This is a genomic window from Vibrio sp. 10N.222.55.A1, from assembly GCF_041473835.1.
In the GTDB taxonomy this organism is placed as follows: Bacteria; Pseudomonadota; Gammaproteobacteria; order Enterobacterales; family Vibrionaceae; genus Vibrio; species Vibrio crassostreae_C.
Genome location: NZ_JBFRSX010000060.1, coordinates 20,851 through 35,467, shown reverse-complemented (window position 1 = coordinate 35,467; position 14,617 = coordinate 20,851). Strand labels below are relative to the sequence as shown.

Annotated in this window: 11 protein-coding genes; 7 read left to right on the top strand and 4 right to left on the bottom strand. The window is 44.7% G+C overall.

Translation table 11 applies throughout. The annotated features are described in order from the left end of the window. The first annotated feature begins 45 nt into the window (after positions 1–45). Together nrfA and AB4493_RS17160 are read left to right on the top strand one after the other, a co-directional pair. Positions 46–1,476: an ammonia-forming nitrite reductase cytochrome c552 subunit gene (gene nrfA, locus AB4493_RS17165; protein ID WP_029235145.1), complete on the top strand. Its 1,431-nt coding sequence runs from the start codon at positions 46–48 to the stop codon at positions 1,474–1,476. A gap of 125 nt (positions 1,477–1,601) precedes the next feature. After that, positions 1,602–1,946, top strand: coding sequence for a rhodanese-like domain-containing protein (locus AB4493_RS17160; RefSeq protein WP_017063559.1), 345 nt, complete (start codon positions 1,602–1,604; stop codon positions 1,944–1,946). 25 nt (positions 1,947–1,971) lie between these two features. Here the strand turns inward: AB4493_RS17160 and AB4493_RS17155 are convergent, their stop codons facing one another. After that, a complete protein-coding gene (locus AB4493_RS17155; RefSeq protein WP_017066842.1) occupies positions 1,972–2,601 on the bottom strand; it encodes a tetratricopeptide repeat protein in 630 nt (209 codons plus the stop codon). 169 nt (positions 2,602–2,770) lie between these two features. Further along, positions 2,771–5,413, bottom strand: coding sequence for a DNA topoisomerase (ATP-hydrolyzing) subunit A (gene gyrA, locus AB4493_RS17150; RefSeq protein ID WP_017072500.1), 2,643 nt, complete (start codon positions 5,411–5,413; stop codon positions 2,771–2,773). A gap of 258 nt (positions 5,414–5,671) precedes the next feature. Here gyrA and ubiG point away from each other — a divergent pair, with 258 nt between their 5' ends. The 4 genes from ubiG to yfaE all read left to right on the top strand — a co-directional run bounded on the left by ubiG (position 5,672) and on the right by yfaE (position 10,721). Continuing rightward, a complete protein-coding gene (ubiG, locus tag AB4493_RS17145) occupies positions 5,672–6,415 on the top strand; it encodes a bifunctional 2-polyprenyl-6-hydroxyphenol methylase/3-demethylubiquinol 3-O-methyltransferase UbiG (RefSeq protein ID WP_017060991.1) in 744 nt (247 codons plus the stop codon). A 508-nt stretch (positions 6,416–6,923) separates the two neighbouring features. Next, the gene (gene nrdA, locus AB4493_RS17140) at positions 6,924–9,206 is read left to right on the top strand and encodes a class 1a ribonucleoside-diphosphate reductase subunit alpha (protein WP_017060992.1); all 2,283 of its coding nucleotides are present in this window, start codon (positions 6,924–6,926) and stop codon (positions 9,204–9,206) included. Between the two features lie 103 nt (positions 9,207–9,309). Next, positions 9,310–10,443 (top strand): class Ia ribonucleoside-diphosphate reductase subunit beta, encoded by a 1,134-nt coding sequence (nrdB, locus tag AB4493_RS17135; protein WP_017063554.1) that lies wholly within the window; start codon positions 9,310–9,312, stop codon positions 10,441–10,443. Continuing rightward, positions 10,443–10,721, top strand: a complete 279-nt coding sequence (gene yfaE, locus AB4493_RS17130) for a class I ribonucleotide reductase maintenance protein YfaE (RefSeq protein WP_010438115.1) — start codon at positions 10,443–10,445, stop codon at positions 10,719–10,721. The genes nrdB and yfaE overlap by 1 nt, the downstream gene beginning before the upstream one ends. 172 nt (positions 10,722–10,893) lie before the next feature. Here yfaE and napF read toward each other — a convergent pair whose 3' ends face one another. After that, positions 10,894–11,409 carry a ferredoxin-type protein NapF gene (napF, locus tag AB4493_RS17125; protein ID WP_017060994.1) on the bottom strand — a complete coding sequence of 172 codons (516 nt, stop codon included), beginning with the start codon at positions 11,407–11,409 and terminating at the stop codon, positions 10,894–10,896. Continuing rightward, on the bottom strand, positions 11,409–11,975 hold the full coding sequence (locus AB4493_RS17120) for a molecular chaperone TorD family protein (RefSeq protein ID WP_372155497.1): 567 nt from the start codon (positions 11,973–11,975) through the stop codon (positions 11,409–11,411). The genes napF and AB4493_RS17120 overlap by 1 nt, the downstream gene beginning before the upstream one ends. A gap of 198 nt (positions 11,976–12,173) precedes the next feature. On the opposite strand from AB4493_RS17120, the gene AB4493_RS17115 reads away from it, so the two are divergent. Then, on the top strand, positions 12,174–14,612 hold the full coding sequence (locus AB4493_RS17115) for a DmsA/YnfE/YnfF family dimethyl sulfoxide reductase (RefSeq protein WP_017069171.1): 2,439 nt from the start codon (positions 12,174–12,176) through the stop codon (positions 14,610–14,612). Positions 14,613–14,617: the final 5 nt, after the last annotated feature.

Below are 14,617 nucleotides of genomic sequence, written 5' to 3'. Positions count from 1 at the left end.
ACTCACAACGCTTGGTATAAAAATCAGTATATTGGAGATATCACTGTGAAAAAGCATTGGATACGTAATTCCGTCACAGCATTATTAATGGTTAGCGCATCACTAGTAAGCGCGACCAGTTTTGCTGCGTCTGAACAAAAAGAAATTGGTGATCCTCGTAACGATCAGTTCGAGCAAAACCACCCAGATCAATACCATTCATGGAGACAAACGTCAGAGAGCGAAGCCATTGAAGACGCACTAAAAGAAGATCCAAACATGGTTATTCTATGGGCGGGCTACGGTTTCGCGAAAGACTACAACAAAGCCCGCGGCCACTTTTATGCGGTTGATGATGTAAGACAAACCCTGCGTACTGGCGGACCAACCGACGAAAATTCAGGCCCAATGCCAATGGCGTGCTGGAGCTGTAAAAGCCCAGACGTAGCACGCGTTATTGAAGAGCGTGGTGAAGACGGCTACTTTGAAGGTAAATGGGCTCGTCTTGGCAGCGAGATAGTCAATCCAATTGGTTGTGCCGACTGTCACGATACTCAAAGTGAAGGCTTTAAAAATGGCGAACCTGCACTAAAGATCACTCGTCCTTATGTTGAACGTGCGTTCGATGCGATTGGGAAGAACTTCGAAGAGCAAGGTCGCTTTGATCAGCAAGCCTCTGTGTGTGCTCAGTGTCACGTGGAATACTACTTCACGGGTCCAACAAAAGGTGTGAAATTCCCTTGGGATAAAGGGACGCGTGTTGAACAGATGGAAGAGTACTACGATCAGATTGGTTTTAAAGATTGGACACATAAAGTCTCTAAAGCACCAATGCTAAAGGCTCAGCACCCAGGTTACGAAACTTGGCGTGAAGGTATTCACGGTAAGAACAACGTCGCTTGTGTTGACTGCCACATGCCTAAAGTGACGAAAGAAGACGGTACCGTTTACACCGACCATAAAGTAGGTAACCCGTTTGACCGCTTCGAAGACACTTGTGCTAACTGCCATACTCAATCTAAAGAGACCATGCGTAACATCGTTTCAAGCCGCAAAGCTCAAGTACTAAACATGAAGCTGACCGCTGAGAAACAAATCGTAGCCGCTCACTTTGAAGCAGGCGCAGCATGGGAAGCAGGCGCAACAGAACAAGAGATGGCACCTATCTTACAAGATATTCGTCATGCGCAATGGCGTTGGGACTACGCTATCGCATCTCATGGTGTTCACATGCACGCGCCTGAAGTAGCCCTAGAGGTTCTTGGAACGGCGGTTGACCGCGCAGCAGACGCGCGAACTAAGATTGTTCGTCTACTTGCGAAGAAAGGCATTACCGATCCAATCGAGATTCCAGATATCTCAACCAAAGAAGCCGCTCAGAAAGCGCTAGGAATGGACATGGATAAGATGAATGCTGAGAAGCAACACTTCTTAGACACCGTGGTTCCTAAGTGGGAAGAGCAAGCTGAAAAGCGTGAAGCTAACTACGAATACTAGTTCCTTCAAATAGACCAATAAGATAAAACCAGTCACACTGTAAAGGTGTGGCTGGTTTTTTAGATTTAGGCGCACTCAACCGTCCCAATTTCACATTACCTTTTAGCTAATTCAAGGAACAAAGAATGAAGCACTTACTTTCGCTTTCGGCATTATGCATCGCATTAACAAGTTCAGGACTTCACGCCTCAGAACGAGCAGAAACAGGGTGGGAAATGATTGAGGAAGGTGCGCTGGTCGTTGATGTCAGGACACCAGGAGAGTTCAAGCAAGGTCATCTGGACAATGCGATTAACTACCCTCTTTCTGAAGTCGCTACGCACTTTGCCAGCATAGACAAAGCTCAACCTATCGTTTTGTATTGCCGCAGTGGTAACCGCTCAGGACAAGCTTACCAGTATTTGAAAGCTCAAGGGTTTACACAGATCCACAACGCTGGCGGTTTAATTGAGATGCAAGAAAGCAAATAATCTCGAAATTACAGATAGTGCCCGTTTAACGGATCATTTGCTTAGCTTGGTTGATCGAATGGATGATAGAGACACGATCAATGCCTTTCTGGTTAGAATCGAGAATTTGAGTCCAAGCATCGATCGCTTGTTGGTAGCGCATACTGATGAAGTGATCGGTCGCTATCAACATCAATGCCGTACGATCGTTGGGATCAAGCTCCATGGATTGATTTAAGAGCACTTTCACATCATCACTCATCGCCTGTGAACTTAGGTAATACAAGGCGCTCGCTTTAGCTGCATAAAGCCCTGAAGGCGCCTGTGGGTCTAAACGAATCGCATAGTCGTAACAGGTAAATGCAGCATCAAACTCCCCTTTCTGCATATAAACACCACCAAGCTTAAACCAAAGGTCTGATTGATTAGGGTCTTGCTCCAGGCTCTGCTGAAGTTCATTTTGGAAATCTGTTGCTGTATAGCTGCTGTCGTCACTTGAAGTAAGTTGAGGGGCTTCTTGTTTCATCTGAGACCAAACCAGAATGCTGGCTAATATCGCCACACATGAAATAAGGAGGTTGCCTTTAAGATGACTGGTTTTTCTGTTTGATGCGATCACGATTGCCACTAGAAATAGGCTCATTAGCAGCAAAGCAATCAGTAACCAGATATCCATTCCATTCTCCTTTCATTGACGCTTTACTGTACCTTTTTCTCACTAAAACAATATTGATCGAGGTTTAGCTATTGGCTTTTAAACAAGTCACAGCCAAATTCTAGGTAATAAAAAACCGAGCACAATGGCTCGGCTTTTTGTCTCAACTTCTATTTATAGAAGTGAAAGATTACTCAGTGTCTTGCTCGCTATCAGAAGCGTCTGATGCTTGCTCTTCACTTGATTCAGAAACGACTGCTGCTTCAGCGTTTGCTACTTCAGCTTCGCCTTCAACAACCTCAGCTTCTTCTACTTCGTCGATACGTTGTAGACCTACAACGTTCTCGTCGTCAGAAGTACGAATCAGTGTTACACCTTGAGTGTTACGACCAACTTGGCTCACTTCCGCAACGCGAGTACGTACTAGCGTACCTGCGTCGGTGATCATCATCATTTCGTCGCCTTCTTCAACTTGAACAGCGCCAACAACTGGGCCATTACGTTCAGAGACTTTGATAGAAACCACACCTTGCGTTGCACGGCCTTTCGTTGGGTATTCAGCTAGTTCAGTACGCTTACCGTAACCGTTTTGAGTCACAGTTAGGATATCGCCTTCGTTAGAAGGAACAATCAACGATACTACTTGATCGTCTTCTGGAAGCTTCATACCACGAACACCAGAGGCAGTACGGCCCATTGCACGTACTTTGTCCTCGTTAAAGCGAACAACTTTGCCCGATTTAGAGAACAGCATGATGTCGCTATCACCGTTAGTGATGTCAACGCCAATCAGTGAATCATCGTCACGTAGGTTAACTGCAATTAGGCCGTTAGCACGTACGTTTGCGAACTGATCCAGTGATGTCTTCTTAACAGTACCGTCACCCGTTGCCATGAAGATGAATTTCTCGTTAGAGAACTCAGAAACAGGCAGGATAGCCGTGATACGCTCACCTTCTTCTAGAGGAAGAATGTTAACGATAGGCTTACCACGAGCAGTACGACTTGCTAATGGCAGTTGGTAAACTTTCAGACGGTATGTCTTACCACGAGTAGAGAAACATAGGATGTTATCGTGAGTATTAGCAACAAGCAGACGCTCAATGTAATCCTCATCTTTCATCTTAGTTGCACTCTTACCTTTACCACCACGACGCTGAGCTTCGTAGTCGCTTAGGATTTGGTACTTAACGTAACCTGCGTTAGAAAGCGTTACTACAACGTCTTCTTGAGCAATCAGCTCTTCCATGTCGATGTCATGAACTGCCGCTGTGATTTCTGTACGACGCTCGTCGCCATAGATTTCACGTACTGCTTCAAGTTCTTCACGGATAACTTCCATCAAACGCTCAGTGCTTGCAAGAATGTGCATTAGCTCAGCGATTTCTTCTAGAAGGGCTTTGTACTCGTCTAGAATCTTCTCGTGCTCAAGGCCTGTTAGGCGGTGAAGACGAAGTTCTAGAATTGCTTGTGCTTGTGTTTCCGTTAGGAAGTATTGACCATCGCGGATGCCGTATTGGTCTTCTAACCAATCAGGACGAGCTGCGTCAGTACCTGCACGCTCAAGCATTGAAGCAACGTTACCAAGATCCCAACCACGAGACACTAAACCAACTTTAGCTTCTGCTGGTGTTGGCGCGCTCTTGATCAGTTCAATGATTTCATCAATGTTAGCAAGTGCTAGAGACAATGCTTCAAGGATGTGTGCACGGTCGCGTGCTTTCTTCAATTCGAAGATAGTACGACGAGTCACAACTTCGCGACGGTGGTCTACGAAGCACTTAAGCATGTCTTTGATGTTGAACAACTGTGGTTGACCGTTATTCAACGCAACCATGTTGATACCGAAAGTCGTTTGCAGTTGAGTTTGAGCGTATAGGTTGTTAAGAACCACTTCGCCTACTGCATCACGCTTACATTCAATAACAATACGCATACCGTCTTTATCAGACTCGTCACGCAGTGCACTGATGCCTTCTACTTTCTTATCTTTAACCAGTTCAGCAATCTTCTCGATCAAACGAGCTTTGTTTACTTGGTAAGGGATCTCAGTAACGATAATGGTTTCTTTACCATTCTTCTCTACTTCGATATCCGCTTTTGAACGCATGTAAACCTTACCGCGGCCAGTCTTGTAAGCATCTACGATGCCTTTACGACCACTGATAAGTGCTGCTGTTGGGAAGTCAGGACCAGGGATATAGTCCATTAGCTCATCAATAGTGATATCTTCATTATTGATAAATGCTAAACAGCCATCAACAACTTCACCAAGGTTATGTGGTGGGATGTTGGTAGCCATACCTACTGCGATACCAGAAGCACCGTTTACCAATAGGTTAGGAATTTTTGTAGGAAGTACTGCTGGAATTTGTTCTGTACCATCGTAGTTCGGTACGTAATCCACAGTTTCCTTATCAAGGTCAGCCAGGAGCTCGTGAGCAATTTTCGCCATACGAACTTCGGTATAACGCATTGCAGCCGCGGAGTCGCCATCGATAGAACCAAAGTTACCTTGGCCATCAACTAGCATGTAACGCAGTGAGAACGGTTGCGCCATACGAACAATAGTATCGTATACAGCACTATCACCATGTGGGTGGTATTTACCGATTACATCACCTACTACACGAGCAGACTTTTTATATGGTTTGTTCCAATCATTACCTAGTACATTCATCGCGAACAAAACGCGGCGGTGTACAGGTTTTAGGCCATCACGCACATCTGGAAGGGCACGACCAACGATGACGGACATCGCGTAGTCTAGGTATGAACCTCTAAGCTCATCTTCAATATTTACGGGCGTGATCTCTTTCGCTAGATCGCTCATAGAGCCATTTTCCCTCTATAGTCAGATCGTATTTTTGAATACGTATAAGACCGAAAAATATAACACAAATTTACCTACGGAGGCATCACTTTCCCTCTCCTTTTACCATCTTGTGACCCTTGTAGCCAATCAATTGATGAGAAATTGCACCTCCGCATCATATCTTGCTGAAACATGGTCACTTTACATCCAATAAACTAGCAAAATTGTAGATCTTCTGGTCAGCGCGAAAAGGCAAGTTATAATGCCTGCAATTTCATGGATGCATTATTTAACTTGGAAATGCCGATTATGACTAAATCACAGAACGTAGACCCAGCAGAAATCAAGAAATTCGAAGACATGGCGTCACGCTGGTGGGATCTAGAAGGCGAATTTAAGCCACTACATCAAATCAACCCACTGCGACTAAATTACGTATTAGAGAAGACTGAAGGCCTATTTGGTAAGAAAGTCCTCGATGTTGGCTGCGGCGGCGGTATTCTTGCAGAAAGCATGGCGGTTGAAGGTGCGATAGTGACAGGCCTAGACATGGGTAAAGAACCGCTAGAAGTCGCGCGCCTTCACGCATTAGAAACGGGCACCAAGCTCGATTACATCCAGAGCACTATCGAAGACCACGCAGAACAGAACCCACAGACGTACGATGTGGTAACGTGCATGGAAATGCTTGAACACGTTCCTGACCCACAATCTGTTATCACTGCCTGTTCGAAATTGGTGAAACCGGGCGGCCACGTGTTCTTTTCTACATTAAACCGTAATTTCAAATCTTACTTGTTTGCGATTGTTGGTGCAGAGAAGCTATTGAGGATCGTTCCAGAAGGCACTCATGAACACGAGAAGTTCATTCGCCCTGCTGAACTTATCAAGATGGTCGATAACACTCCGCTGCAAGAACTAGGGATTACAGGGCTGCACTACAATCCTCTTACGGACACTTATCGTTTAGGCACAAATGTAGACGTAAACTACATCGTCCACACGCAAAACTTTGGCTAAAAAATATCGGTAGCCCTACCGTAAAACCTTTTGTAAAAAAGACGAATGAAAAGAGTTGCAATTACCATAACTTTGCGACTTTTTTCAGTCTAAATTTCGTGCGCTAGCTTCCATTTTGACCACCTCGATTTAAATTTAATCGCCTAAAATCAATCGCCCATTTTGGCCAAAGATCAAGGAATTTTTTTTTATGGGCGTGCAAAAATAAAGCATCATTAAAAGCCGACTTTTATACAATCAAGTCACATATAACCTCATCAGTTAGTGGTCACTTACAGTTTTTTTTCAATCCACCACTTATCCACAAGCAACCCCATTTCTTTACCTTGAAAAATATCAGTTGTAGCACTATCTTGTAACCCAACAAACAAATGACCCCTATATGTTGTGTTTGAACTACAATGTATGGGTAGACCAAGATCACAAAGCCGAAACGTAATTTACAAAAATTACACAGAAATACACAAAAACACGGCCTTGTTCAGTTTTGTTAGGGAAATTAAGCAGAATGAACCAACAACTTACTGTTACCAAGCGTAACGGGCGCAAAGAAACGATCGATCTAGAGAAGATCCATCGCGTGATTACATGGGCAGCTGAAGGCTTGCACAATGTTTCTGTATCACAAGTAGAATTGAAAGCTCACATTCAGTTTTACGATGGCATCACCACTACTGACATTCATGAAACTATCATCAAGTCAGCAGCGGATTTAATCTCTGAAGAGACTCCTGATTACCAATATCTAGCAGCACGTCTGTCTGTATTCCACCTACGTAAAAAAGCGTACGGCGAATACGAGCCGCCTGCACTGTATGACCACGTTGCAAAACTGGTTGATATGGGTAAATACGATAGCCACCTTATGGAAGATTACACGAAAGCTGAATTCGAAGAGCTTGACGAGTACATCGACCACAAACGTGACTTAGACTTCTCTTACGCAGCGGTTAAGCAGCTCGAAGGTAAATACTTCGTGCAAAACCGTGTAACGAAAGAAATCTACGAGAGTGCTCAGTTCCTTTACATTTTAGTTGCTGCGTGTCTATTCGCTAAATACCCGAAATCGACTCGTCTTGACTACATCAAACGTTTTTACGACGCATCGTCTACGTTTAAGATTTCTCTACCTACACCGATCATGTCTGGTGTACGTACGCCTACTCGTCAATTCAGTTCTTGTGTACTGATCGAGTGTGGTGACAGCCTTGATTCTATCAACGCGACAGCAAGCTCAATTGTTCGTTACGTATCTCAACGTGCTGGTATTGGTATCAACGCAGGTCGTATCCGTGCGCTTGGTTCTGAAATCCGTAATGGTGAAGCGTTCCACACAGGCTGTATCCCTTTCTACAAATACTTCCAAACAGCAGTAAAATGTTGTTCTCAAGGTGGTGTTCGTGGCGGTGCAGCAACGGTATTCTACCCACTATGGCACGGTGAAGTTCAGTCTCTATTAGTACTGAAAAACAACCGCGGCGTTGAAGAGAACCGAGTTCGTCACATGGATTACGGCGTACAGCTGAACAAGCTTATGTACTCTCGCCTAGTTCAGGGTGGCAACATCAGCCTGTTCTCACCTTCAGACGTACCTGGCCTTTACGATGCGTTCTTCGAAAACCAAGACCGTTTTGAAGAGCTATACGTTAAGTACGAAAACGATCCTTCAGTGAAGCGTGAAACGGTTAAAGCCGTTGAGCTTTTCTCTCTGCTAATGCAAGAGCGTGCTTCTACTGGTCGTATCTACATTCAGAACGTTGACCACTGTAATACACACAGCCCGTTTGATTCTGAAGTAGCACCTGTTCGTCAATCGAACCTATGTCTAGAAATCGCGCTTCCTACTAAGCCACTTTCTAACGTAGAAGATGACGAAGGCGAAATTGCACTATGTACGCTTTCAGCATTCAACCTTGGCGCAATCAATGAACTGGACGACCTAGCAGAGCTTTCTGAGCTGGTTGTTCGTGCTCTAGATGCACTGCTTGATTACCAAGACTACCCGCTTCCAGCTGCATACAAGTCGACAATGAACCGTCGTACTTTAGGTGTAGGTGTAATCAACTACGCATACTACCTAGCGAAGAATGGTGTTAAGTACTCTGATGGCAGCGCGAATGGCCTGACTCACCGTACTTTTGAAGCAATTCAATACCACTTGCTAAAAGCATCTGTTGAACTAGCGAAAGAGCAAGGCCGTTGCCCATCTTTCCACGAGACCAACTACGCGAAAGGCCTACTGCCAATCGATACTTACAAAAAAGATATCGACTTAGTATGTGAAGAGCCACTGCACTACGATTGGGATTCTCTACGTGAAGAGATCATGGAGCACGGTCTGCGTAACTCTACGCTAACAGCGCTTATGCCTTCTGAGACATCGTCTCAAATCTCGAACGCGACTAACGGTATCGAGCCACCACGTGGTTACGTATCAGTGAAAGCATCGAAAGACGGCATCCTTAAGCAAGTGGTTCCAGATTTCCTAAATCTTAAAGAGAACTACGAGCTACTTTGGAACATTGGTTCTAACGACGGTTACCTACACCTAGTGGGTATCATGCAAAAATTCGTTGACCAAGCTATCTCTGCAAACACTAACTATGATCCAAGTGTTTACGACAGCGGTAAAGTACCAATGAAGAAGCTGCTTCAAGACCTACTAACAGCGTACAAGTACGGTGTTAAGACGCTTTACTACCATAACACTCGTGATGGTGCTAAAGACGACCAAGGCGATGCAGTTCAAGTGCCGGAAGAAGATTGTGAAGGCGGCGGTTGTAAGATCTAAACCGCAATAAACATTAAGACCCCAGAGAAGAGTTATCTTCTCTGGGTTTAAAGCATTAACAGGGTCCGTTTTATTACGGGTCTTTAAAGGATTTGAGGCATTTATGGCTTACAGTACTTTTTCTCAGCAAAAAAATGACCAACTAAAAGAACCAATGTTCTTGGGTCAGTCGGTAAACGTTGCACGTTACGACCAACAAAAATTCGAAATCTTCGAAAAGCTTATCGAGAAGCAGCTTTCTTTCTTCTGGCGTCCAGAAGAAGTAGATGTGTCTAGCGACCGTATCGACTACAACAAGCTTCCTGAGCATGAAAAGCACATCTTCATCTCTAACTTGAAGTACCAAACGCTTCTAGATTCAATCCAAGGCCGCAGCCCTAACGTTGCCCTACTTCCATTGGTATCTCTACCAGAAGTTGAAACTTGGATTGAAACTTGGTCTTTCTCTGAAACGATTCACTCTCGTTCTTACACGCACATCATCCGTAACATCGTGAATGATCCAGGCGTAGTATTCGACGACATCGTTGAAAATGAAGAGATTCTGAAGCGTGCTAAAGACATCGCTTTCTACTACGACGACCTAATCAAGCTAACGGCTGACTACCACCGCTACGGTGAAGGCAACCACAGCATCAACGGCGAAGACGTCAAGATTTCACTTCACGACCTGAAGAAGAAACTTTACCTATGTCTAATGTCTGTAAACGCACTAGAAGCGATTCGTTTCTACGTAAGTTTCGCATGTTCATTTGCATTCGCTGAGCGTGAGCTAATGGAAGGTAACGCGAAGATCATCAAGCTAATCGCTCGTGATGAAGCCCTTCACCTTACTGGTACACAGCACATGATCAACTTGCTACGCAATGGTCAAGATGATTTTGAATTCATGCAGATCGCTGAAGAGTGTAAGCAAGAGTGTTTCGACCTATTCAAAGAAGCGGCTGAGCAAGAGAAAGAGTGGGCAGAATACCTATTCAAAGATGGCTCTATGATTGGTCTGAACAAAGACATTCTTTGCCAATACGTTGAGTACATTACCAACATCCGTATGCAGGCTGTTGGCCTAGGTACGGCTTACCCAGCAGCAACGTCGAACCCAATTCCATGGATCAACGCTTGGTTGTCTTCAGATAACGTTCAAGTTGCTCCACAAGAAGCAGAAATCAGTTCTTACCTAGTTGGCCAAATCGACAACGAAGTAAAAGCTGACGACTTTGAAGGATTTGAGCTGTAATGCCAACAATCAAAATCAACAAACTGACTTCAATTGAATCTAACCCTTCAAACACTCTGTTGGAAACAATGGAACAAGCTGGGTTAGAGCCAGAATACAACTGCCGAGATGGTCACTGTGGCGCTTGCCGCTGCACGTTGGATTCTGGTGAGGTCGAGTACGTTGGTTTTGCTATGGCTTACACGCAAGGTAATGAGATATTGCCTTGTATCTGTAAAGCAAAGACTGAGCTATCGCTGAGTAACGTTATTCATAGAAACAAGCAAAAACGCGCATAAGCCAGCTGGCTTTAGGTCACTTTGTTCGAATATCGTCAATAAGAATCAAAAAAGGGTCCGCTTCCTTTAGGAATGCGGACCCTTTTCTATTTATGTCTTTAGGTATCTAAAGCGACTCGTCTATCACTCAACCAAATCTTCCTGTTGGCTTGTGTCATACAAAGCCAAACGTTTATTGCTGAGTCAGGTTAAGAGTCACAGAGCCAATATAACAAGCGCTTCGGCACTCTCCACAGCCGTTACACTTATCTTTGTCCACTGTAGGCAACTCTCCTACTTCGATGTGTATTGCACCAGCTGAACACGCCGTTTGGCATGCTGAACAGTCCATTTGCATGTAATTATTGCAGCTATCCGCAAAGCTCGGCTTGAGGTCGATATAAGGCGTGACCGTTGGATGAAGTGCGCCGGTCGGACACACTTCAGTGCATTTGTTACACATAGAACAACTGTTGTAATCCAAATTCAGCAGCGCACTGCCCTCTAGCATCTCAATAACGCTATTTGGACACGATTGTTCACACAATCCACAACCGTCGCAAAGACGCTCAAACAGCACCTCATCGACCGCTCTTGGCGGTCTTGCATGCAAGCGCTGTGATATCTCTTCATAATTCGCGGCTGCTTTAACCGGTTTAGAAAGTCGAGTTAAGAAACCGCGTCTATTTGAATTTATTTGTTCAGACATTAGTCGATATATAACTTTTTAGTAGCAACGTTTAAATTATATTCAGATATTAAGTACTTAAACCAATCTATTACATCAACCGATAGCTTTTTATAAAAAGATAACTCTGATGCTTTATTTAGTTTTTCTAAATAAACAGAAGACCAAGTTAATAAGTAACCCTCAAGTAATTCACCGGCTGAATTAATATTATTATTTTCTAACAAATACGCATGAGCGAATAACATTAAACCAAATTGATCTTCCGGCTCTCTTAACCCAGTGTCTAATTCAATCTGATTCAATTCTAAAAACTGGCGATACTCAACCGTAGAAGCACCAAACACAACGCGGTCTTTATCTAGGTACACAGAACCCCAAGGCGGAGCTGGCATGTCTCCAACGCCTTCAAACAGGCGGCTGAACTCTGCTGCGAGCGCATCTTCGTCTTCGCTTCTTAATGCCTGCAAGCATTCTTCAGAGAGTACTTCGCTCTCAACCAAAGCTTCGACAATGGTGATTAACTGTTCTTTACTTGTCGCTTGATAAAATAGCGAACCCAACAATTTATGCGTATCGATAATCATTATTATTTATATCCTTATAGGTTTAAAGATAATTATATTAATTAACTCATTTCATTCTTTGATCTATTTTATACATTCAATTCATAAACTTTAAATTCCACACTTATTTGATGCCAATCAATCAATAATTCGAAATAAATACATAAAGAACAAACTACCTATAAAGTGCTAGCTATCAATAGCAAAAGGCATCTTAGAATGACGAATAAGAAAGAATCTGGGGTAATGAATCTTACTCGAAGAGGCTTCATGAAAGCTTCCTCTGCAGTAGGTAGTGCAGCTGCACTTGCGGGCGGTATTGCATTACCTTTCAAATCCAAACCAGTAGCGGCTGCAGTTGCTGAAAATGTGGATGAGAAAATCGTATGGAGTGCATGTACAGTAAACTGTGGCTCTCGCTGCCCACTGCGTATGCATGTACAAAACGGTGAAATCAAATACGTAGAAACAGACAACACAGGCACTGACGAATACGGTCATCACCAAGTTCGTGCGTGTCTACGTGGTCGCTCGATGCGCCGCCGTGTTTATAACCCAGATCGCCTAAAGTACCCAATGAAACGTGTGGGTAAACGTGGTGAAGGTAAGTTTAAGCGTATTAGCTGGGAAGAGGCTTATGATGAAGTCGCTGGCACCATGCAACGCCTTATCAAAGACTACGGTAACGACACTATCTACCTAAACTACGGTACAGGTACGCTGGGCGGCACGGTTACTAAATCTTGGCCACCAGCTCAAACGCTGATTGCTCGTCTAATGAACCTAAGTGGTGGTTACTTAAACCATTACGGTGACTACTCAACAGCGCAAATCACGAAAGGCTTGAGCTACACCTACGGCGGTTGGGCAAACAACAACTCTTTCTCTGATTTAGAGAACACTAAACTTAACATTCAGTTTGGTAACAACCCTGCTGAGACGCGTATGTCTGGTGGCGGCCAGATCCACCACTACGTTGAAAGCAAAAACAAATCAAACGCAAGAACGATCATCATCGACCCTCGCTACACCGATACTGCCGGTGGCCGTGAAGATCAATGGATCCCAATTCGTCCTTCTACAGATGCGGCATTGGTAGCGGGTCTTGCACACGTGATGATCACTGAAGACCTTGTCGACCAACCGTTCCTAGACAAATACTGTGTCGGTTACGATGAGAAGACCCTTCCTGCATCAGCGCCTAAAAACAGCGACTACAAATCTTACATCCTAGGTTTAGGTGAAGATGGCGTAGAGAAGACACCAGAATGGGCTTCTAAGATCACGGGTATTCCAGTTGACACCATCGTTAAGCTTGGCCGTGAAATGGGCACAGCGAAACCATGTGCGATTCACCAAGGTTGGGGCTTACAACGCACTGCGAACGGTGAACTAGCGTGTCGTGCAATCGCGATGCTGTCACTGCTCACTGGTTCTGTGGGCGTATCAGGCGGTTCAACAGGCGCTCGTGAAAGCGACATCAACATTCCATTTGTGCGCTTCCCTACCGTGCCAAACCCAGTTGAAACGTCTATTTCAATGTTCATGTGGACAGACGCGATTTACCGTCACCATGAAATGACCGACATCACTGATGGCGTTCGCGGTGCAGAGCGCCTTAAGAACCCAATCAAGATGATCTGGAACTACGCAGGTAACTGCATCATTAACCAACACTCAGACATCAACAAGACTCACGCGATTCTTCAAGATGAAAGTGCGTGTGAAATGATTGTCGTGGTTGATAACCATATGACGTCTTCAGCGAAGTACGCCGATATCATCCTGCCAGACTTAACAACGTCTGAGCAAGACGACTGGTGTATGGACGGTAAAGCGGCGAACATGCCTTACTTCATCTACGCGCAGAAAGCGATTGAGCCTCAGTTTGAAGCAAAATCTATCTACGAGATGTGTACTCAGCTTGCGAAACGAATGGGCGTAGAAAAAGAGTTCACCGAAGGCCGTACTCAAGAGCAATGGATTGAGCACCTTTACGCAGAAACTCGTAAGAACGATCCAACACTGCCAACCTTCGAAGAGATGAAAGAGCTGGGTATCTACAAACGTAGTTACGACCACCACTACATCGCTTATGAAGATTTCCGTAAAGATCCTGAAGCGAACCCACTGACCACACCAAGTGGCAAGATCGAGATCTACTCAGAGCAACTGGCTGATATCGCGAAGACTTGGAAGCTTAAAGAAGACGAAGTGATTCACCCACTTCCGATTTACGCGGACTCTTTCGAAGGTCATAACGACCCACTAGCAGAGAAGTACCCACTTCAGCTAACCGGTTTCCACTACAAGGCTCGTACTCACTCGACTTACGGCAACGTTGCAGAAATCAAAGCAGCAGCACCGCAAGAGTTGTGGATCAACCCAATCGATGCAAAAGAACGTGGTATTGATAGCGGCGACATGGTGAGTATTTTCAACGACCGTGGCGAAGTACATATTCCAGCGAAAGTGACACCTAGGATTCTTCCTCGAGTTGTCGCACTAGGCGAAGGTGCATGGTACGCACCAGATGGTCAGAAGATCGACCATGCAGGCTCTATCAACGTGCTGACGACTCAGCGCCCGAGCCCACTTGCTAAGGGTAACCCTCAGCATACAAACCTAGTTCAAATCAAAGCGCTAAAGAAAGCATAAGGTAG

What these genes read in the sequence shown, in the direction of transcription:
- AB4493_RS17160 (WP_017063559.1), top strand. Translation starts at nt 1,602, where the DNA reads ATGAAGCACTTACTTTCGCTTTCGGCATTATGCATCGCATTAACAAGT.
- AB4493_RS17155 (WP_017066842.1), bottom strand. Translation starts at nt 2,601, where the DNA reads ATGGATATCTGGTTACTGATTGCTTTGCTGCTAATGAGCCTATTTCTA.
- gyrA (WP_017072500.1), bottom strand. Translation starts at nt 5,413, where the DNA reads ATGAGCGATCTAGCGAAAGAGATCACGCCCGTAAATATTGAAGATGAG.
- ubiG (WP_017060991.1), top strand. Translation starts at nt 5,672, where the DNA reads ATGGATGCATTATTTAACTTGGAAATGCCGATTATGACTAAATCACAG.
- nrdA (WP_017060992.1), top strand. Translation starts at nt 6,924, where the DNA reads ATGAACCAACAACTTACTGTTACCAAGCGTAACGGGCGCAAAGAAACG.
- nrdB (WP_017063554.1), top strand. Translation starts at nt 9,310, where the DNA reads ATGGCTTACAGTACTTTTTCTCAGCAAAAAAATGACCAACTAAAAGAA.
- yfaE (WP_010438115.1), top strand. Translation starts at nt 10,443, where the DNA reads ATGCCAACAATCAAAATCAACAAACTGACTTCAATTGAATCTAACCCT.
- napF (WP_017060994.1), bottom strand. Translation starts at nt 11,409, where the DNA reads ATGTCTGAACAAATAAATTCAAATAGACGCGGTTTCTTAACTCGACTT.
- AB4493_RS17120 (WP_372155497.1), bottom strand. Translation starts at nt 11,975, where the DNA reads ATGATTATCGATACGCATAAATTGTTGGGTTCGCTATTTTATCAAGCG.
- AB4493_RS17115 (WP_017069171.1), top strand. Translation starts at nt 12,174, where the DNA reads ATGACGAATAAGAAAGAATCTGGGGTAATGAATCTTACTCGAAGAGGC.